At 41.7% G+C, this 17,793-nt stretch carries 20 protein-coding genes and 2 pseudogenes; 8 read left to right on the top strand and 14 right to left on the bottom strand.

Translation table 11 applies throughout. The annotated features are described in order from the left end of the window. On the top strand, window positions 1-1,025 hold a 1,025-nt coding region (locus U3A58_RS10760; RefSeq protein ID WP_323823429.1), incomplete at its 5' end, for an RHS repeat-associated core domain-containing protein. A 389-nt stretch (window positions 1,026-1,414) separates the two neighbouring features. On the opposite strand, the gene U3A58_RS10755 is transcribed toward U3A58_RS10760, so the two are convergent. Together U3A58_RS10755 and U3A58_RS10750 are read right to left on the bottom strand one after the other, a co-directional pair. Then, window positions 1,415-1,870: a hypothetical protein gene (locus U3A58_RS10755; protein ID WP_323823428.1), complete on the bottom strand. Its 456-nt coding sequence runs from the start codon at window positions 1,868-1,870 to the stop codon at window positions 1,415-1,417. A 58-nt stretch (window positions 1,871-1,928) separates the two neighbouring features. Beyond that, window positions 1,929-2,267 (bottom strand): helix-turn-helix domain-containing protein, encoded by a 339-nt coding sequence (locus U3A58_RS10750; protein WP_323823427.1) that lies wholly within the window; start codon window positions 2,265-2,267, stop codon window positions 1,929-1,931. Between the two features lie 113 nt (window positions 2,268-2,380). Between U3A58_RS10750 and U3A58_RS10745 the strand changes: the two genes are divergently transcribed. Then, window positions 2,381-3,595, top strand: a complete 1,215-nt coding sequence (locus U3A58_RS10745) for an RHS repeat-associated core domain-containing protein (RefSeq protein ID WP_323823426.1) — start codon at window positions 2,381-2,383, stop codon at window positions 3,593-3,595. Between the two features lie 230 nt (window positions 3,596-3,825). Here U3A58_RS10745 and U3A58_RS10740 read toward each other — a convergent pair whose 3' ends face one another. Continuing rightward, window positions 3,826-4,161, bottom strand: coding sequence for a helix-turn-helix domain-containing protein (locus U3A58_RS10740; protein ID WP_323823425.1), 336 nt, complete (start codon window positions 4,159-4,161; stop codon window positions 3,826-3,828). A gap of 113 nt (window positions 4,162-4,274) precedes the next feature. On the opposite strand from U3A58_RS10740, the gene U3A58_RS10735 reads away from it, so the two are divergent. Then, window positions 4,275-4,826 carry an RHS repeat-associated core domain-containing protein gene (locus tag U3A58_RS10735; protein ID WP_323823424.1) on the top strand — a complete coding sequence of 184 codons (552 nt, stop codon included), beginning with the start codon at window positions 4,275-4,277 and terminating at the stop codon, window positions 4,824-4,826. Window positions 4,827-4,836: 10 nt separating this feature from the next. Continuing rightward, complete coding sequence (locus U3A58_RS10730; RefSeq protein WP_323823423.1) at window positions 4,837-5,181, top strand: hypothetical protein; 345 nt, start codon at window positions 4,837-4,839, stop codon at window positions 5,179-5,181. Between the two features lie 80 nt (window positions 5,182-5,261). Here the strand turns inward: U3A58_RS10730 and U3A58_RS10725 are convergent, their stop codons facing one another. The 11 genes and pseudogenes from U3A58_RS10725 to U3A58_RS10675 all read right to left on the bottom strand — a co-directional run bounded on the left by U3A58_RS10725 (window position 5,262) and on the right by U3A58_RS10675 (window position 14,688). After that, window positions 5,262-6,149: a sugar phosphate isomerase/epimerase family protein gene (locus U3A58_RS10725; RefSeq protein WP_323823422.1), complete on the bottom strand. Its 888-nt coding sequence runs from the start codon at window positions 6,147-6,149 to the stop codon at window positions 5,262-5,264. A gap of 149 nt (window positions 6,150-6,298) precedes the next feature. Then, window positions 6,299-7,186 carry an SMP-30/gluconolactonase/LRE family protein gene (locus tag U3A58_RS10720; RefSeq protein WP_323823421.1) on the bottom strand — a complete coding sequence of 296 codons (888 nt, stop codon included), beginning with the start codon at window positions 7,184-7,186 and terminating at the stop codon, window positions 6,299-6,301. A gap of 13 nt (window positions 7,187-7,199) precedes the next feature. Then, window positions 7,200-8,087, bottom strand: a complete 888-nt coding sequence (locus U3A58_RS10715; protein ID WP_323823420.1) for a sugar phosphate isomerase/epimerase family protein — start codon at window positions 8,085-8,087, stop codon at window positions 7,200-7,202. Between the two features lie 25 nt (window positions 8,088-8,112). Continuing rightward, the gene (locus U3A58_RS10710) at window positions 8,113-8,910 is read right to left on the bottom strand and encodes an SDR family NAD(P)-dependent oxidoreductase (RefSeq protein WP_323823419.1); all 798 of its coding nucleotides are present in this window, start codon (window positions 8,908-8,910) and stop codon (window positions 8,113-8,115) included. A 1-nt stretch (window position 8,911) separates the two neighbouring features. Then, window positions 8,912-9,739: pseudogene (locus tag U3A58_RS10705) on the bottom strand (zinc-binding dehydrogenase); the annotation flags it as partial. A gap of 1 nt (window position 9,740) precedes the next feature. Further along, window positions 9,741-10,062: pseudogene (locus U3A58_RS10700) on the bottom strand (alcohol dehydrogenase catalytic domain-containing protein); the annotation flags it as partial. 12 nt (window positions 10,063-10,074) lie between these two features. After that, window positions 10,075-10,773 (bottom strand): orotidine 5'-phosphate decarboxylase / HUMPS family protein, encoded by a 699-nt coding sequence (locus U3A58_RS10695; RefSeq protein WP_323823418.1) that lies wholly within the window; start codon window positions 10,771-10,773, stop codon window positions 10,075-10,077. 418 nt (window positions 10,774-11,191) lie between these two features. After that, window positions 11,192-12,262, bottom strand: a complete 1,071-nt coding sequence (locus U3A58_RS10690) for a dipeptidase (RefSeq protein WP_323823417.1) — start codon at window positions 12,260-12,262, stop codon at window positions 11,192-11,194. Window positions 12,263-12,265: 3 nt separating this feature from the next. Beyond that, window positions 12,266-12,976 carry an SAM-dependent methyltransferase gene (locus tag U3A58_RS10685; RefSeq protein WP_323823416.1) on the bottom strand — a complete coding sequence of 237 codons (711 nt, stop codon included), beginning with the start codon at window positions 12,974-12,976 and terminating at the stop codon, window positions 12,266-12,268. 99 nt (window positions 12,977-13,075) lie between these two features. After that, complete coding sequence (locus tag U3A58_RS10680; protein ID WP_323823415.1) at window positions 13,076-13,834, bottom strand: alpha/beta fold hydrolase; 759 nt, start codon at window positions 13,832-13,834, stop codon at window positions 13,076-13,078. 137 nt (window positions 13,835-13,971) lie between these two features. Further along, window positions 13,972-14,688, bottom strand: a complete 717-nt coding sequence (locus tag U3A58_RS10675) for a pyridoxine 5'-phosphate synthase (protein ID WP_323823414.1) — start codon at window positions 14,686-14,688, stop codon at window positions 13,972-13,974. Between the two features lie 62 nt (window positions 14,689-14,750). Here U3A58_RS10675 and U3A58_RS10670 point away from each other — a divergent pair, with 62 nt between their 5' ends. The 4 genes from U3A58_RS10670 to U3A58_RS10655 all read left to right on the top strand — a co-directional run bounded on the left by U3A58_RS10670 (window position 14,751) and on the right by U3A58_RS10655 (window position 17,656). Beyond that, a complete protein-coding gene (locus U3A58_RS10670) occupies window positions 14,751-15,203 on the top strand; it encodes a GatB/YqeY domain-containing protein (protein WP_323823413.1) in 453 nt (150 codons plus the stop codon). Between the two features lies 1 nt (window position 15,204). Next, the gene (locus U3A58_RS10665) at window positions 15,205-15,753 is read left to right on the top strand and encodes a CvpA family protein (RefSeq protein WP_323823412.1); all 549 of its coding nucleotides are present in this window, start codon (window positions 15,205-15,207) and stop codon (window positions 15,751-15,753) included. Further along, window positions 15,734-16,321, top strand: coding sequence for an anthranilate synthase component II (locus U3A58_RS10660; protein WP_323823411.1), 588 nt, complete (start codon window positions 15,734-15,736; stop codon window positions 16,319-16,321). Before U3A58_RS10665 ends, U3A58_RS10660 begins: the two co-directional genes overlap by 20 nt. Before the next feature lie 123 nt (window positions 16,322-16,444). Then, a complete protein-coding gene (locus U3A58_RS10655; protein ID WP_323823410.1) occupies window positions 16,445-17,656 on the top strand; it encodes an ATP-binding protein in 1,212 nt (403 codons plus the stop codon). Window positions 17,657-17,793 lie beyond the last annotated feature (137 nt).

Raw genomic sequence — 17,793 nt, 5'->3', positions numbered from 1 at the left:
GATATGTGTATATTTATTTATCCAATGAAAATACAACTCCGGTGGAAGTTTTCTTTGATGACTTTAAAGTAACCCATACACCTACTGATATTGTTCAGAAGGATGATTATTATCCATTTGGGTTGACTTTTAACTCGTTACTCAGGGAGAATTCATTAGGCAATAAATACTTATTTAACGGGAAGGAAAGGCAGGAACTTACTGGGTGGGATGACTATGGGGCCAGGATGTATATGGCTGATATTGGAAGGTGGGGAGTTGTTGACCCCATGGCGGATCAACGTTCTTGGATGACACCGTATAACTATGTCCAGAACAATCCATTGAACCGTATTGATCCTGACGGGATGCTGGACGAATGGAGATTAAATACCGAGACGGGAGACCTTGCTTGGATGAGTGATTTGGGGGGTGATTCCCAACAAACAGTACATATAGGAAACAGAAAAACTATAATTGAAGGATCCAAAGAAGACATTCATGTTGGGGCCGTTTCTAAACCAGGTGGTTCGGATGGAGATTTTGTTTACACAGCCAGTAAAGCCGACTTATGGTCGGATATTCCTGACGAGTACCAAGGACATTATAGTTCTAGAGACCTTGTTGAAAGATATAATGCAGCACAAGATGGGGGGATAAAGATTAGAAGCATTCGTGATATGGAAGGTCAAGGGCTTTCAAGGCGAGAAATGGTTTGGAATAGGTCTGATTATGGAAGACACCTCGTTACAAAATACGGCAGCAAAGATGCATTTTATATGGCTGCTGATTTGGGAATGATGCCTTTGCCGAGTCCTGCAGGTTTTGATGATTTTGCTTTTGCAGGAAGCGGTCTTTCAGCAATAAACAATTTTTCAAAGAATAGGAGTGCATTGAAAGTTACATCGCAATTAAATATTGCCGCAAGAGGTGTAAAGTTATCGAATAACCCTTGGATCAAATTTCTACAGCAAAACAAAGGTAGTTGGAGTGGTAAGGACTGGTTAAATCAAGCCAGACAGGCATATAAAGTACTTAAAAAATGAAATATATGTTAGAATTGGTTTACATATGCAGAAAATGCGGTAAAGCCAACTCTATATTTTCTTTCTATGAAGATCGCTATAAACTTTCAGAGAAAGTAGGAAAGGAATTCGGTGTGGAATGTAGGTATTGTTGTAAATCGGACAATATCCATGTGAATAGTGTCCATTCTAAGGTAATCCCTGTATATGCTTTCATTGTTTTTGGATTATTGTTTATCCTATCCTGTTTCGTTAGTTATTTTCTTTTTATGGAGTATTGGAGAGATAGTGTTTTTATCCAGAATAAATCTATTCAAGTTGTGTTTATAGGTTTCTGCATTCCAATATCGGTAATGGCGGTATTGTCTATTTCTTTGAAGGAAAAAATTAGAGCATTTAATAAGTATCGACTATAGGAGGATTTCTTCCCTTTTGATTGAATTTTTTCTTTCTCGAAATTCTTTCCAATATTTTGCAATCTCCTCTTGATTGCCGTGGCCAATTAAATCGATATCAGTACTTATATCTATGGGTTTTAGTTCTAGTTTTTCAAATTCATTCAAAATGACAAGATTGTTTGTTTCAGAGTTTGAAATTTGATATTTAATATGTCCATTGTCTTCGGTGGAAATTGTAAAAAAAGCATCACTTAATTCAAGGATATTTGAGATTGAAGTTCCCATCACTTCATTATGGATAATAAAAAAATCATTGCTAATTAAAGCTTCATTATACATACCACTTAAGTCCTTAAACATCCAAGCTCCAGTGATTTCTTGTTCTTTATGGCTTTTTGGAGCACATTTAATGAATATGGTGCCAATTATCAGGTATTTACAGATATGGTATATTGTGTTTTTTAACAAGATCATCGATTGGTTAATCATAATGGGTGAAACTACAATTTGTTAAATCATAAAAGATCTAATTACAGCGCAGCGATACTTTTGAGTTTGGCAACCTTGATGAAAGCGTCGATGGTTGCGAAGAAGTGTGACATTTTTCGGGATCGAGGTTTTGGATCTCCTTCATTTTTTTGAGCGTTTCGTTGTCAATGCGCCCATACTTTCCGTCTTTGACAAGATAATCCAGCGTGACCCCGATTGAGTTGGCGATCTTTGCAGACACGTCAATTAATGGGATGTTTTCACCCCGTTGGTACTTGCCGATGATATACCCTGAAGTCCCGACAAGCTTCCCCAGGTCTGCCTGACTTATTTTTTTCTGCTTGCGCGCGAAAGCCAATCTGTCTGCAAAAGCCATAAATGCCTCGTTTTTAAGAGTTATATGAGAGTGATTTACAAAAATACATGACCTATAGGTCAAATACAATTACCATAACTCTTTATTGTAAACGTAGTCCTGGAAGTGAAGCTATGCCCTCTTTCATTGGAATGCTTGGGGGCAACGGGGAGCAAAACTCTGGGGCTCCTAGAGCCTATTTGAATCTGATGGTGTTCGATTTGAACTTTCAACAGGTTGGGAATACTTTATTCAAGCAGATTTCAACAGCGGCCCAGGAGGATGGATCGGAAATAAGCCATGAATACATTTCGATCAATCCGGTCACTATAACAGAACCTGGATATGTATATATTTATCTATCCAATGAAAATGTGACTCCGGTGGAAGTATTCTTTGATGACTTTGAAGTAACCCATACACCTACTGATATTGTTCAGAAGGATGATTATTATCCATTCGGCCTCACTTTTAACTCGTACTCTTCTGGTACAGAAAATCTCTACAAATACAATGGAAAAGAGGAACAGAAGGAGACTGGGCTGTACGATTATGGCGCTAGGATGTATGATCCAGCAATTGGAAGGTGGAATCATGTTGACCCCATGGCGGATCAAAGGAGTTGGGTGTCACCTTACAACTTTGTTCAAAACAACCCTCTCAACAGGATCGATCCTGATGGAAGACTAGACTGGGTGGCCAATAGGGAGGGAGAAGTATATTGGGATGAAAATGCAACTTCTCAGGCAACCACAAAGACTAATGAAACTTATCTGGGTAAATCCGGGACAGGGATAGACGAACAAACAGGGAATATGTTGGTGTATAATTCTGATGGGTCAATAGATCAGGGAATGATGAGTTTGGGAGAAGTGACAGTGTCAGCCACTCAATCAGACCATGATAGAACAATGAGTAGCCCTGTTGTACAGAACATGCGGGCAAACAGCGAGCGTATTAAAAGCGAAGCGTTACCTTTTGCCAGGCACATGGTGAGAAGTGCAATTGATGGTGCAGGATATACCGGGGCGGGGATAACCGCTTTAGGTGGAGTTGTGGTTCCGTTTGTTCCTCCTATTGGTGCTGGATTAATTGGTGTTGGAGGATCTGTTTCTACAATAGCAGGTGGGGCAAGTACTTTAATGTATGCAGCAGAAGGTGACTATAAGAGTGCTGCTATTGAAGGGTCATTAACTGTTTCAGGATCTGTTAGTGGCCGATATCTTCAAAATATGGCATCTCCGGCAAGAGGGTTGATAAATTCAACGACCGATCTCCCAATCTTACAAGGCCTGAAAAACACTTCCTTTGACATTGTGAACATTATTATTGTTCCAAAAATAAAATAAGAAAGGAAATGGTTTTTGTTATTAGTTTACTTTTGATTGTTACTGGGGTTCTTTTATTAAGGAATCAAAAGGGTAATCAACAAAAAGAGGATTTTTTGTTGATAGGTTTTCAATTTAGAATTATGATATATATGCTGATAGGTTCTGGGATTGTTCTCATGATACGTGAACTAATACTGTTATTTATTTAAAAAAAGTAAAACAAAAGCCTCTTAATTGGGGCTTTTGTTTTATAGTGCAGCGATACTTTTGAGTTTGGCGGCCTTGATGAAGGCGTCGATGGTAGCGAAGACGTGTGACTTGTTTTCGGGATCCAGGTTTTGGATCTCCTTCAGTTTTTTGAGCGTTTCGTTGTCAATGCGCTCGTACTCCCCATCCTTGACCAGGTAATCCAGCGTGACCCCGAGTGAGTCGGCGATCTTTGCGGCCACGTCAATGGATGGGATGTTTTCACCCCGTTCATACTTGCCGATGATATCCCCCGAAGTCTCGACGAGCTTCCCCAGGTCTGGCTGCCTGATTTTTTTCTGCTTGCGTGCGAACGCCAATCTGTCTGAAAAAGCCATAAATACCTCGTTTTTAAGAGTTATATAAGAGTTATTTACAAAAATACATCACCTATAAGTCAAATACAATTACCATAACTCTTTATTGTAAACGTAGTCCGGGAAGTGAAGCTATGCCCTCCTTCATTGGACTTCTTGGGGGCAATGGGGAGCAAAATGCAGGTGCTCCAAGGGCTTATTTGAATCTGATGGTGTTCGATTTGAACTTTCAACAGGTTGGGAATACCCTATACAAGCAGATTTCAACAGCGGCCCAGGAAGATGGATCGGATATAAGCCATGAATACATTTCGATCAATCCGGTCATTATAACAGAACCTGGATATGTATATATTTATCTATCCAATGAAAATGTAACTCCGGTGGAAGTATTCTTTGATGACTTTGAAGTAACCCATACACCTACCGATATTGTTCAGAAGGATGATTACTATCCATTTGGGTTGACTTTTAACTCGTTACTCAGGGAGAATTCATTAGGCAATAAATACTTATTTAACGGGAAGGAAAGGCAGGAACTTACTGGGTGGGATGATTATGGGGCCAGGATGTATATGGCTGATATTGGAAGGTGGGGAGTTGTGGATCCGATGGCACAACTCAGAGAGTGGGTTTCACCGTACAATTTCGTGCAGAACAACCCAATTTATAGGGTTGACCCATAAGGGGCTTTGGATGAACCTGTCTATGGTTCAGACGGCTATAGGGATTCTCTATGAATGGGGTAAGGGACAATCAGGAAAGGGTGATTATGCAGCATTTGGGGGAAACTTTTTTAGTGGAGCTTTATCCGCGATGGAAAGCATTGCAAAATATGGTTCAGTTGATCCAATGGTTTGTCAAAATCAAGAAAAGATGGCTAAGTGGGCAAAAAATATTAATCGCTTCAATATGGCTTTTGGTTTGTTTGGAGTTTTTAATGAATTAAATCCTGCTCCTACTCAGGGAGTACAGCTAGAATCATTAACATTTAGGTTTGTTGAATTAAGTGGACAGGCTAGCTTGGGCATACTACCTTAGATTGGAGACAGATTAAAACTTTTCAAAATTTGGTTTTTAGCGGTCTTCCTGATTGATTACAATTCTTGAAATTGATTTCCTTATTTCATGGCATTTCTAATCTCTTTCAAAAACACTGAAACTTTCACTTTTGGGTCGCCTTCACCCAAGGTCTCAAGTGGAATATATCCACGATAGCTGGATTTTTGAATTATCGCCATGACTTTGTCTAGGTCAGTTTTTTGCTCAATTCCATTCACATACAGATTCTCTTTCAATTGCCAACTGACCGCGTATGGAATGGCCTTTTCTATTTCCTGATAGGCATCAGTGCGAAAACTGCCAATATCCAGAATCAACCCAAACCAATCCGAGTTGACACGTTTGATGATTTCAATGGTCTCATCGGCTGTTTTAAGAAAATCATGGTGGTTCTGTATTCCAACAATTACCCCATGAGCTTTCCCAAATTCAACACATTCTTTGAGATCGGCGACCATATAATCGATCACTTTTTCGCGAGGGATGTCTGTTACATCAGCTGTTCCGGAGAAAACCCGAATAACAGGAACTCCGAGCTTTTCGGCGGCTAAAATCCAATTTTTCACCAACTCAACACTTGCTTGTCGCACAGCAGGATCTGGATCTGAAAAATCATTGCGTACACCTGTTCCGCTAATTTCAAGCCCAAGCAGAAAAGCTTTTTGTTTGATGTGGTACAAATATTCATCGGACGGGACTTCAGGATAACCCGGGAAATAGTAGGCGGTAATATCTACCGCATCAAACTGATTTACAGCACAATACTCCAGCAGATCGTCAAGATTCATTTCCCCTTTCATCAGCGGGCCATTAAAAGAATAAGCATTCAGGCTGGTCTTCAATTTGACAGGAAGTTTTTGCTGTGACTTTCCGACTAAAGGAAAACTTGTGACCAAAACAAGAAGGGTAACAATAATCCAAAGTTGCTCTTTATGATTTCGTTTCATGTGATTATAATTGTTTTTTAAAGTCAGATAGCCTGTCCCGTCCCGCCGCGGCGGATCGGGAGAATCTCGCATGGTAGATAATCATCCCTGTGTGTGACACTTAATAATCATGCTCGATTTCATATTCTTAAGATCTTTAGTTAAATAAGCTAGAATCCACATTGATAAGGTAAATATCCAATGCTGCTTGTCTTTACCAAAAATACATCTCCACTTTTGGGAAATTCTTTTAATTGCTCAGCGCTCATGTTTTCCTGAGCGGTGGTGATCAAAAGCACATCTAGATTTTCTCCTCCAAAACAACAGGAAGTGATGTGAGGAACTGGCAATTCAATTTTTTCGATTAATTCTCCTGTGATCGGATTCCAGCGGTAAGCTCCTGAGCCTCCATAATGTGCCACCCACAGCATTCCTTCCTGATCTATACACATGCCGTCTGGTAACCCTAATTCTTCAGGAATCTCGATGGCAATTCTATCAAATTCTATTTTTCCAGATTCTAGATCAAAGTGAAATGATTTGATCTGTCTGGTCGGCGTGTCGATAAAGTAAAAAGTCTGATTATCCTCTGTCCAGGCCATTCCATTGGAAATAGTCAACTGATCGAGTTGCTTTTTTGGCTTAAGTTCCTTGTCAACTCTATAAAGAGAGCCAGATCCTTGGGTGAATTTTGTGCTCATTGTTCCTATCCAAAGTCGCCCTTTTGCGTCGCATTTTCCATCATTGAAGCGATTTAGCGGGAGTTCTGTTTCTACTTCCGTTAGCCATTTCAGCTTTTCAGTTTCCAAATCGTATGTCGCAATCTTACGATCTAGCGCTAGGATCAACTTGTTTTCTGCCCCTTCCAATACAAGGGTGAGCCGATGCGGAAATGTGTTGATGGTGGTCTTCCCAGTAGCCAAATGATGCTCAAATAACTTTCCGTTTTCGATATCCACCCAGAAAAAACTTTGGCGCTCCTCATGCCAAAAGGGGCTTTCCCCCAACATACATTGGGATGGATAGAGGTGTTCAACGTTTAGTTTACTTTTTTTCATGTCATGCTCGATTTCATACCTGCCAATATTGAGATATTTTCTTTTTCAAGAAAGCCACACTCCGCTGAAGTTGATCCATGCCGTCCACTCCATCTTCTATACTTATCCAATTGTCAAATCCCACACGCTTCAATTCGGTGAAAATCGCATCGTAATCATTCAATCCTTTGCCAACTTCCCCATGACTAAGCCGGGCAGCATAACCCGTCACGCCACTTTCTTCATTTTTCAAATCTTCAATTGTGCCATATTTCAAAAAGCGGTCACTGGCATGCATGGTGACTACGCGCTCCGACACTTCATACAATAAATCCAGCGGATCCTCGCCAGCCAAAAAGGCATTGCTGGGATCATAATTTACCCCGAAACTTGGATCCTTGATGCTATTGACCAGCTTGGTAAATAGTTCTCTTTTCTGTGCAAATTCAGGGTATTCCCAAAAGTCATCTTTGTAATGATTCTCCAAGATTAAGGTAATTCCTAGGGATTTGGCATAGGGAAGGCAGGCTTGTATGGATTCGGAAGCAAATTTAATTCCTTCATCCTCGGAGAGTTCAGGACGATATTGACCTGACAGAACCCTGCAATATTTCCCGCCAAGTTCGTCGGTCATTTCTATCCAGCGCTTCTGTTTTTGGATTTCTTTCTCCCGAAATGCCTTGTCGGGATGAGTGAAATCCGGAGAACAGCACATCATGGGAATGACCATTCCTTTGTCCTCTACCATCCGTCGGAAGTGACGCCAATTTTCTTCTTTTTCCATTTCCAGAAAACCTGCATACCATTCCAATCCATCAATTTCCAGTGCGCCGGAAAGTTCTATCCATTCCGATAGTTTCATACTGCCATCCTTGCAAAGTGCTTGCATGAAAGCTTTGGGAAAAGCGGCTATTTTTGGCATTTCATTAGGTATTTGATGTTTGTCATTACTTGTGGGGAATTGTGCTGTTATCCTTTGGGACATTTCTGCCAATCATTGGGAACTGCTCCAGATCGACTACCTGTCCACTTATGGGGCCACTTTCGTCGGAAAGCCAATAAATGGCAGCAGCGGCAATTTCCTCTGGCCAGATGATTCTTCCCGCAGGAGCGTAAAACGCAGGCAAATCCTTATACCATTTGTCTGGAAGTCCATGTTCCTTCTTTCGCTTGATTTCATTTTCGGTGAGTACCCAGCCCGGATTGATTTGATTGACGCGGACTCCACTTTCTCGGAAAAGAGAATCGCCAAGATTTCTTGTCATGGTCATTAATGCTCCTTTGGAAATGCTATAGGCCAATAGGTTATGCTCGCCACTCCAGGCATTTATCGAACCGATATTTAACACTGCACCATGGCTTTCAATCAAATGAGGAAGTGCTGATTTTATCAAGAATAAAGGAGCCATGGTATTTACCTCCAATAAGCGTGTTAAGAATACCTGATCAGTAGTCAAAATAGTCGATGCAGCTACTATTGCAGCATTATTGACTACGGAGTCAATTCGCCCCCAGGAATCAAGCGCGAAGTCAACCAGTCGCTGAGTAGCACCTTCGTTGGAAATGTCTTCAATGTGAATTTTGGCGTTTTCAGCACCTAATTCAGAAACAACCTGAATCCCCAGGTCTTCTTCCAAACCATGGATAATCACTTTGGCTCCTTCAGCCACAGCCCTTTTAGCAATGGCTTTGCCTATTCCCGTTGTGCTTCCTGTGACGATAATAACTTTGTCTTTCAATCGCATATCAAACGGGTTTTAGTACACTTTTTACGACTGCTCCACTATGCATTTTTTCAAATGCTTCATGCCACTCTGTGATAGGCCAGATGCCGCCAATGATTGGTTTAACATTTAACGTTCCGCTGGCAAGCAAAGCGATTACTTTTTCCCAGATCGGCCAATTATGGCTGAAACTTCCCTGAAGTCGTACATTTTTTTGAACCAACGGATCGAGTGAAAAATTACATGGGGTTGGACCCCAGCCTACTTTTGTGATTTGTCCATTGGGGCGAACAAGATCCATGGCGATTTTCAATGTGTCACTAATTCCTGCTGCATCGATTATCAGATCTGCTCCAAGTCCATCAATTTTTCTTGCCCATGCCGAAGCATCGTTAATAAGAGGTGTAACTCCATAGCTTTTGGCTATTTCCAGCCTTCCCCGGTCTTTTTCTAGTCCTAAGATGGCAACCTCTCCACCACAAATCTTGGCTACTGCCGCGCATAGAATCCCTATGGTTCCTGGGCCGATTACGATTACCCGATCTCCCGGCTTGATATGGGAATTGACTGCGACGGCATTGTAAGCAACGGAACAAGGCTCGGTCAGGCAGGCTTCTTCAAAAGAAAGCCCATCTGGAACGCGGTGTAAACATCTTGCAGGGACTCTTACAAATCTTGTCATAGCGCCATTTACTCCATAACCAAATCCTTTTCTGGTTGGATCAAGATTATATAAACCTATTTTACTCATGGGGTTTTGAGGATCGATTACAGCGGCGGTTTCACTCACTACACGATCTCCTACTTTCCAGCCCGACACTCGATCCCCAACTGTCGCTATTTTTCCTCCNCTATTTTACTCATGGGGTTTTGAGGATCGATTACAGCGGCGGTTTCACTCACTACACGATCTCCTACTTTCCAGCCCGACACTCGATCCCCAACTGTCGCTATTTTTCCTCCGAATTCGTGCCCTAAGACCACCGGATAATTAACGGGCCAGCTGTGATCGGATGTCCACTGATGTAGATCGCTTCCACAAACTCCCACATTTTCCACTTCCAAAAGAATGTCTTCATCCCCGATTTCTGGGACAGAGATTTCTCTGATTTCTACCGAGCCTTTGGTTTCTGAAAAATTAACTACGGCAGGGGATTTACCTGATATTGACATGAAATAATGGGTTTAAGAATTGCTGATTGATTGAGAATGTATCGCTGCGCAAATTTTCCTCAAAGAAGCTTCGAGGTCGCCGTCAGCAGTTTTGAAAGCGTCCGCATCAATAGTGAGTGGCGCGCCGAGTACAACAAGGGGCGCTCCGAATTGTGGGCATTGGATGGCTTGTTCTAATGTGAGTCCGCCCACGGCCTGAACGGGGACTTTTACGGCATTCACCACTTCCCGCAATTGATCGAGCGGACTAGGCATTCGATGGCCGGCTGCGGCAATTCCCCGACGCTCATCGTAACCGATATGATGGATCACATAGTCACAGCCCAAATCCTCTAAAAACTGCGCTCCCTCGACCATATCTGGACAACCTAAATTGTCCCCCATCACTTTCACTCCGTAATCTTTCCCCGCCTGCACCACGCATTTGATGGTTTCTTCATGCGCTCTAGCCATTACGACCACGTGGGTAGCTCCAGCTTTGGCCATCATTTCTGCTTCCAGATAGCCACCATCCATGGTCTTTAAGTCCGCAACTATTGGAATTCCGGGGAAAGCTTCCCGCAATTTTCTGACTCCATGAAGTCCTTCAGCGAGAATCAGGGGAGTACCCGCTTCTAGCCAGTCTACCCCTGCTCGCATCGCCAATGCAGCAGTTTCTAGCGCTTCATCAATGTCTGTAAGGTCTAAAGAGATTTGTACTATAGGTTTCATTTTGGGTTGGGTTAAAAGTAGGTCAATGAAAAATGAGTAGCGTACTAAGATTTTTAAGATAAGGAAAATTGAAAAAGATACTTTCCTGTTTTGGGATAAAAGGGAAGATTAATTCTGACAGTCAATGAAAAATGTAGAATTTCAAAAGTGAAGAGAGGAAATACTTACTGGGGGTATTAAAAAACTTTCGTGAATTAGGACTTCGCTTCTAGCAAAACAGGGAAGAACAGTAGGGATGAAAGTTCAAATTAGATCCAGCTTCTAGAGAAGCAGGATAACACTAACCGAAATAGAAAGCGCAGGATATCGCTAAACCGTGACCTCTGCGTAAACCCCTGTGTCCAAAGTGGTAAAATAGGTCTTCATAAAAAAGCCTAAACTGGAAAAGAAAAGGGCTTTTATAAAGTTGGCGTAAAAATCAGGACCATGCTTTTCTGAGGAATTTTAACCAGTTCCCATGCATTACTTTGTTAATGTCCTCCTCTGAATAGCCTCTTTTTCGAAGCAAATCAGGAATAGTATCCAGATTACTGATTGTCTTGAGATCAGCGGGACATTGCTCGGAGCCAAATGCGCCATCCAAATCCGAACCGATTCCTATGTGGTTGGTATTGCCAGCAATCTGGCAAATATGATCCATATGATCCAAAACAGTGTTTAAGGTCACCTTTCGTTCTTGTGGAGTGGATTTTCCTCTTTCCCAACCAGGGCTTAGCATCCAAGCATCCATTGCGCCACCAATCACTGCGCCGCGATCAATTAATGCTTTGATCATTTCATCAGAAAATTGGCGGTTGTGATTCACCAGTGCCCGACAATTATTATGACTTGCCCAAACTGGGCCATTATAAATCTCCAGTGCCTCCCAAAAAGCAAGGTCACACAAGTGGGTTACATCCAGAATAATCCCCAGCTCATCCATTTTTCTGATCAGTGCTTTACCCTGTGCATTAAGGGGCGCAGATGCATCGGTACCATGTGCGTATCTTCCAGATCCATAATGGGCGGGACCAAGAGCACGAAGCCCGGATTCATAAGCTTTTTCCAGATAATCTACTTTCACTATGGAGTCTGCTCCTTCGAGAGAAAGTATAAAACCCACAGGTTTACTCGCATTATCCGCTCCGTTTTCCCACAGCTGGAGATGCGAATCCAACTCAGCAAAATTCCTGATCTGTGTCATTTCGCCTTTTTCCACCATCGCATGATACCAAGCCAACTGACCTTGGGTTTGCGCCCATGCCTGCTCGGGAGAATGCCAACCTGGAAGGGAATTTCCAGGAGCTACATACCGGGCAATTTGAGTTGCGACTACCAATCCAATTTTACCTTCTCGAAGGGCTGGAAGAGAAACCACAGCATTACCACGGTCTGGCTTATCAGTAAGTCCCTTTTCTCTGGCATTGATTTCTGAAACAGGCAACGTTAAATCACGATTCCATTCCAGTGCATTCATACTCAGATCAAGGTGTGCGTCGATAGTAAACATGGGCTAAAAGCTTTGAAGAATGAAAACAGTCGGGATTTTATGAAGATCAAGTGGGAATTGCTTCCATTCTTGAACGGTTTTAGTAAGGATCATTTCGTCCGAACCCGTTATATTTTTTGCGATGCAAAGCTTGGTCTGTGGGGAAAGTACACGCAGTAAATCCTCCAGCAATTGATTGTTACGAAAAGGGGTTTCCATAAAGATTTGAGCTCTTTTTTCACGTAGTGACTCAGCTTCCAGTTTTTTGATAGCGGCAGCTTTTTCTTTTTTATCTATAGGCAAATAGCCATGAAAAGCGAATGACTGGCCTGAGAACCCGGAACCCATCAAAGCCATAAACATAGAGCTAGGACCTGATAGGGGTACGACCTGGATTCCTTTTTTATGCGCATGCTCCACAGCCAACGCACCGGGATCTGCAATCCCGGGACAGCCCGCTTCGGAGATTATCCCTATGTCCGCGCCATTCATGAGGGGCTGCATCAGTCGGTTGATGAACTCGGGTGAAGTGCCTTTGTCTAGTATTTCCATGTGAACTTCCTCTAGGTTTACGCCCAGTTTTAAGCTACTAATATAGCGGCGCGCAGTACGCATATTTTCTACCAGATAGACTTTGGTGTTCGAGATCACCTCTTTCACTTGAGGTGAAATGACAGCATCTTGTGTATTGTCTGCCAATACATTTGGAATGAGGAAGAGTTTTCCTTTGGGCATTTTAGGTTGATTGTTGAGAAAAAGATCGGAAATTTAGGTTAATAGGGCTTCTTGAGAGCAGAAACTTTTTCAAATAGTTTGAAATAGCTAAGATCAAGCCTATTTCAAGAACCTTCTAATTTCCTCTACCACTGCCTCTGGTTGCTCGGCATGAAGCCAGTGTCCGGCATCCGCGATGAATTCCACTTCATTGTCTGGGAAAAATGCATCAATATCCACTAGATCAGATTGCTGAATGTAGCTGGAATTAGATCCCGCCATGAAAAGGGTAGGCCCAGCGAAACTTTTCCCATCCGGAAGAGCTTTACCCACTTCGTTGATTTTCTCAGTAATGACTGGTAGATTGATTTTCCACTGGAATCCATCAGTATCTCTACCTAGACTTTTCAGCAAAAACTGACGGACGCCAATTTCGGGAATAGACCTAGCAAGCTCTTCGTCGGCCTCTTTGCGGGATTGGAGTTCATTCAAATCCAGTGCATTCAACCCTTCTAAAATGTCATGATGATGGACCGCATAATAGCGAGGAGCAATATCAGCAACGATCAATTTTTCTACTTTCTCAGGATATTTCAATGCAAAATTCATCGCTGTTTTTCCGCCCATCGAGTGCCCCATCAGAAATGCTTTTTCTAGACCTTCATTATCCATTAGCTCTTTCAGATCTTCTGCCATCACTTCGTAATTCCACTCGTCAGACTGTGGAGAATCACCATGGTTTCGCTGATCGACCAGGTAAAGTGTAAAGTCGTCTTTGAGGTCCTTAGAGATGGTGAGCCAATTATCTGCTGAACCAAAAAGTCCGTGAAGAATGATTAATGGCTTTCCTGAGCCTATTTTTTTGAAGTTTAACTGCATTTTAGATTTGGGATTTACGATTTACGAGTTTCATTTATATTCCAACATCTATTTTTCTATTCAATCTATTTTTAGACAAATGGAGATGGTGCACTACATCGGACATCGGACATCGGACATTTTTCAATTTTCCAATCCTACAATTCCAGCTTCCTCCTATACATCTGTATGGTATTCTCCAAACCGTAGTAAAGTGCATCACAAATCAATGCGTGACCGATGGAAACTTCGTCCAAGTAGGGTATACTTTGTTTGAGGAATGAGAGGTTCTGCAAATCCAGGTCGTGGCCGGCATTTAGTCCAAGTCCCAATTCCCTTGCCACTTCTGCAGCTTCTACATAAGGTTTGACTGCTGCATCCCGGTCTTTAGGATAAAGGGAGGCATAAGGCTCGGTGTAAAGCTCCACCCGATCGGTGCCCGTGAGTTTTGCCGGCTCAAAGTATTTGATCTCCGGATTGATGAAAATAGATACGCGGATTCCAGATTCATGAAGTTCGGCTACGATATCTTTCAGCATGCCTTGATTTGAAATAGTATCCCACCCGTTATTTGAGGTAATCGCAGTCGGCGGATCGGGTACTAGCGTTGCCTGTGCAGGTTTCACTGCCCGCACCAATTCCATAAATCGATGGTCTGGGTAGCCCTCGATGTTAAATTCTGTCGTGACTACTTCGGCAAGATCAAGCACATCCTGGTAGCGTATGTGGCGTTCATCAGGCCTGGGGTGGACGGTAATTCCCTGTGCTCCAAAGCGCTCTGCGTCTAAGGCAACTTTTACTACATTTGGATTATCGGCTCCACGGGCATTACGCAGGGTGGCGATCTTGTTAATATTTACGCTTAGCTTGGTCATATCCGAGTCGAAAAAGGTATTTTTGTCAGTATTATTAGAAGTGTAACACAAACTTAGGACTAATGAGTTTAAAGCAGAAAATAGAAAGTGAAATTAAATCAGCAATGATAGCCAGAGACAAAACCCGTTTGGGAGCATTGAGATCTGTCAAATCGCTGATTCTTTTAGAAGAAACCAAAAGTGGAGCCAAAGCTGAAATCACCGAAGAAGATGAATTGAAGTTGCTCACTAAAGCGGCGAAGCAGCGTAAGGATTCTGCGGATATCTATGAGCAGCAGTCCCGAACTGATTTATTTGAAGTGGAAATGGCAGAGTTGAAAGTACTTCAAGAATTCCTGCCAACAGCGATGACTGATGAGGAAATTACGGCAGCCATTAAGGATATTATTGCTCAAACAGGTGCTTCAAGTCCTAAAGACATGGGCAAAGTAATGAGCGTGGCAAGTAAGCAATTGGCTGGCAAGGCAGATGGCAAAGTGATTTCTGAGAAAGTAAAAACCATACTGAACAGCTAAGTTGAGCATTATCGACATCATTATCGTAGTAATTCTTGGCCTAGGAGCTTTTGAAGGATTTCGCACTGGTTTCCTTCTTGGGGTCTTAGGCCTTTTTGGATTTGTGATCGCTGTGATCCTAGGACTTTATTTTATGTCTCCGATGAATGAGTGGCTGGCCGAAAATGTCACAGAGTTCAATCTGGGTTTTCCGATTTTTGGTTTTATAGTAGTTTTTGTGCTTACGCTATTGATAGTTAAGATTGTAGGATGGATACTAAAACAAATCATGAATATGGTACTCCTTGGTCCATTGGATGCTACGATTGGGTCGATTTTTGGGGTAGTGAAAGCCGCATTCTTTATTAGTCTTTTCTTTTGGCTGGCGAGTCTCTTCAAATTGGAGATGCCTGAAAAATGGACCAAGGATTCTGAAATGCTCTACCTCATCGAGCCTATAGCCCCAGGCATCGTAGCTGCGGTGGAGCCGTTTTTCCCGAGTATAGAGGAGAGTTTGGCCAAGCTGGATGAGATCGTTGAGAACATCAAAGATGCTGCTGCTGATAGATAATTTTGATTCCTTTAGTCACATGCTTGCGGATTTGCTTAGACAGACGGGGGAGGAATTGCTTGTTTTACGAAATGATGTGCCGCTAGAAGAAATCAAAAAGCTGGAGTTTGATGGGTTGGTTTTGTCTCCAGGACCCGGTATTCCAAGGGAGGCAGGAAATCTAACTACTATCCTAGCTCATTATCACAATAAGGTTCCGATTCTAGGAGTTTGTCTGGGGCATCAGGCGATAGGTGAATTTTTTGGAGCCAAGCTGAAAAAGAATACAGTTCCTACCCACGGGAAAGTGCATCAAATCAGAAAGGTGAAATTACATTCCTTGACATCTTCCTTACCGGATAATTTTTACGTAACCCGATATCATTCTTTACAACTGCATGACTTGCCAAAGGAGCTTGATGTGATTTTGGAAACTGAATCCAGAGAAGTAATGGGAATTGTGCATAAGTCTTTACCGATTCTTGGGATTCAATATCATCCGGAAGCGCACTTGACGGAGTACGGGTTGGAGTTGGTGAAAAGCTGGGTGGAAAGCATAAAAGGCCTTACTTGGGTAGCAAGTTCCTGATACCTCACCAGTGGTAATTGGATAATTCCCCTAGTGCGATAGTGAAAATATCGGATAATTTCCCTAGTGCGATAGTGAAAATATCGGATAATTTTACTAGTATGGTATTCAAATAGCTATTCTATGCGTCGAAAGCTTTTCACTGATCTATATCAACATATTCCTAAAAAAGAATTCACGATTCTTACGGGGGCAAGACAAACTGGTAAATCCACTTTATTGCGAGACTTAGAACATGAGTGCAAAAAAGATAAGCTTCCGACCGTTTTCATCAATTTGGAAAATAAAGAACTTTTAAACTTCCTTGATGCTAATCCTCTGAATATTTTATCATTCCTTTCTTCTCTAGATCAACGTACCATCGTATTTATTGATGAAATTCAATATTTGAGAGATCCTTCTAATTTTTTGAAGCACTTATTTGATGATCACGTTAGCCGGATTAAAATTGTAGCAAGTGGGAGTAGCGCATTTTATCTGGATGATAAATTTAGAGATTCCTTAGCGGGGAGAAAGAGGATTTTTCAGTTGAGGACTTGCGATTTTGAAGACTTTTTAACAATTCAAGATAAGGTAGAGCTGTGGAATGAAGTGTTGAATATTCGGGGATTATCTGGATATAAAAGCCTAATGATTGATCAGCTTAAGGTGGAATGGGAAAGGTTCATGATATATGGAGGTTATCCTTCAGTAGTGACTGAACCTGATCATAAAGAGAAAAAAGAAATCCTAACTGAAATACGAAACTCGTTTATTAAGCGAGATATTTTGGAGGCTGGAGTTCGGAATGAAATGGTTTTCTATCAATTGTTCAAAATTCTTTCTGAGCAAACTGGTCAACTTATTAACCTAAATGAATTAAGTAATACTCTTCGGGTGAGAAGTGAAACAATACAGAATTACTTGAGAGTAATGCAAGTATGTTTTCATGTTGCCTTGATTAGGCCATTCTATTCTAACCTAAGAAAGGAACTAGTCAAAATGCCAAAGATTTACTTTTTGGATAATGGTTTGCGAAACAGTCTCATCAATAATTTTCAAGATATCACAACTAGAACTGACCGTGGGGAGTTGTGGGAGCAAACATTATTTAGAATTCTTACTGATCAGCATGATGTTGATCATACTCGTTTTTGGAGAACTGCGGATGGAAAGGAAGTGGATTTTGTATTACCTGATGTAGAAAACCCATTTGCCATTGAAGCCAAATTGGATAAAAACTTAATCAAAGAGTCAAAATATCAAGTGTTTCAAGAAGCGTACCCAGCTATCAAATTCAATTTTGGATATCTGTATCCTTGGTCAGAAGATTTCTTTCGCAGAAATTTATTTTAGGAATTTGGCCAAATATGAAGTCTCTATCTTGAAGTTTCCTTGCTAATTGAGCTTTGGGTCTCCTTTTCAAAGCTCTTGAAAAATCAGGTATTCAACTCCTGTGAAATTCTTACCTTTGTTATTGATTGTGAAATCGA

The organism is Algoriphagus persicinus, from assembly GCF_035156415.1.
Classification (GTDB): Bacteria; Bacteroidota; Bacteroidia; order Cytophagales; family Cyclobacteriaceae; genus Algoriphagus; species Algoriphagus persicinus.
The sequence above is the reverse complement of the archived record's forward strand: the minus strand, read 5'-3'. Positions and strand labels throughout refer to the sequence as shown.

What these genes read in the sequence shown, in the direction of transcription:
- U3A58_RS10730 (WP_323823423.1), top strand. Translation starts at nt 4,837, where the DNA reads ATGAACCTGTCTATGGTTCAGACGGCTATAGGGATTCTCTATGAATGG.
- U3A58_RS10745 (WP_323823426.1), top strand. Translation starts at nt 2,381, where the DNA reads ATGCCCTCTTTCATTGGAATGCTTGGGGGCAACGGGGAGCAAAACTCT.
- U3A58_RS10670 (WP_323823413.1), top strand. Translation starts at nt 14,751, where the DNA reads ATGAGTTTAAAGCAGAAAATAGAAAGTGAAATTAAATCAGCAATGATA.
- U3A58_RS10690 (WP_323823417.1), bottom strand. Translation starts at nt 12,262, where the DNA reads ATGTTTACTATCGACGCACACCTTGATCTGAGTATGAATGCACTGGAA.
- U3A58_RS10735 (WP_323823424.1), top strand. Translation starts at nt 4,275, where the DNA reads ATGCCCTCCTTCATTGGACTTCTTGGGGGCAATGGGGAGCAAAATGCA.
- U3A58_RS10740 (WP_323823425.1), bottom strand. Translation starts at nt 4,161, where the DNA reads ATGGCTTTTTCAGACAGATTGGCGTTCGCACGCAAGCAGAAAAAAATC.
- U3A58_RS10715 (WP_323823420.1), bottom strand. Translation starts at nt 8,087, where the DNA reads ATGCCAAAAATAGCCGCTTTTCCCAAAGCTTTCATGCAAGCACTTTGC.
- U3A58_RS10750 (WP_323823427.1), bottom strand. Translation starts at nt 2,267, where the DNA reads ATGGCTTTTGCAGACAGATTGGCTTTCGCGCGCAAGCAGAAAAAAATA.
- U3A58_RS10685 (WP_323823416.1), bottom strand. Translation starts at nt 12,976, where the DNA reads ATGCCCAAAGGAAAACTCTTCCTCATTCCAAATGTATTGGCAGACAAT.
- U3A58_RS10680 (WP_323823415.1), bottom strand. Translation starts at nt 13,834, where the DNA reads ATGCAGTTAAACTTCAAAAAAATAGGCTCAGGAAAGCCATTAATCATT.
- U3A58_RS10710 (WP_323823419.1), bottom strand. Translation starts at nt 8,910, where the DNA reads ATGCGATTGAAAGACAAAGTTATTATCGTCACAGGAAGCACAACGGGA.
- U3A58_RS10660 (WP_323823411.1), top strand. Translation starts at nt 15,734, where the DNA reads ATGCTGCTGCTGATAGATAATTTTGATTCCTTTAGTCACATGCTTGCG.
- U3A58_RS10695 (WP_323823418.1), bottom strand. Translation starts at nt 10,773, where the DNA reads ATGAAACCTATAGTACAAATCTCTTTAGACCTTACAGACATTGATGAA.
- U3A58_RS10720 (WP_323823421.1), bottom strand. Translation starts at nt 7,186, where the DNA reads ATGAAAAAAAGTAAACTAAACGTTGAACACCTCTATCCATCCCAATGT.
- U3A58_RS10655 (WP_323823410.1), top strand. Translation starts at nt 16,445, where the DNA reads ATGCGTCGAAAGCTTTTCACTGATCTATATCAACATATTCCTAAAAAA.
- U3A58_RS10675 (WP_323823414.1), bottom strand. Translation starts at nt 14,688, where the DNA reads ATGACCAAGCTAAGCGTAAATATTAACAAGATCGCCACCCTGCGTAAT.
- U3A58_RS10725 (WP_323823422.1), bottom strand. Translation starts at nt 6,149, where the DNA reads ATGAAACGAAATCATAAAGAGCAACTTTGGATTATTGTTACCCTTCTT.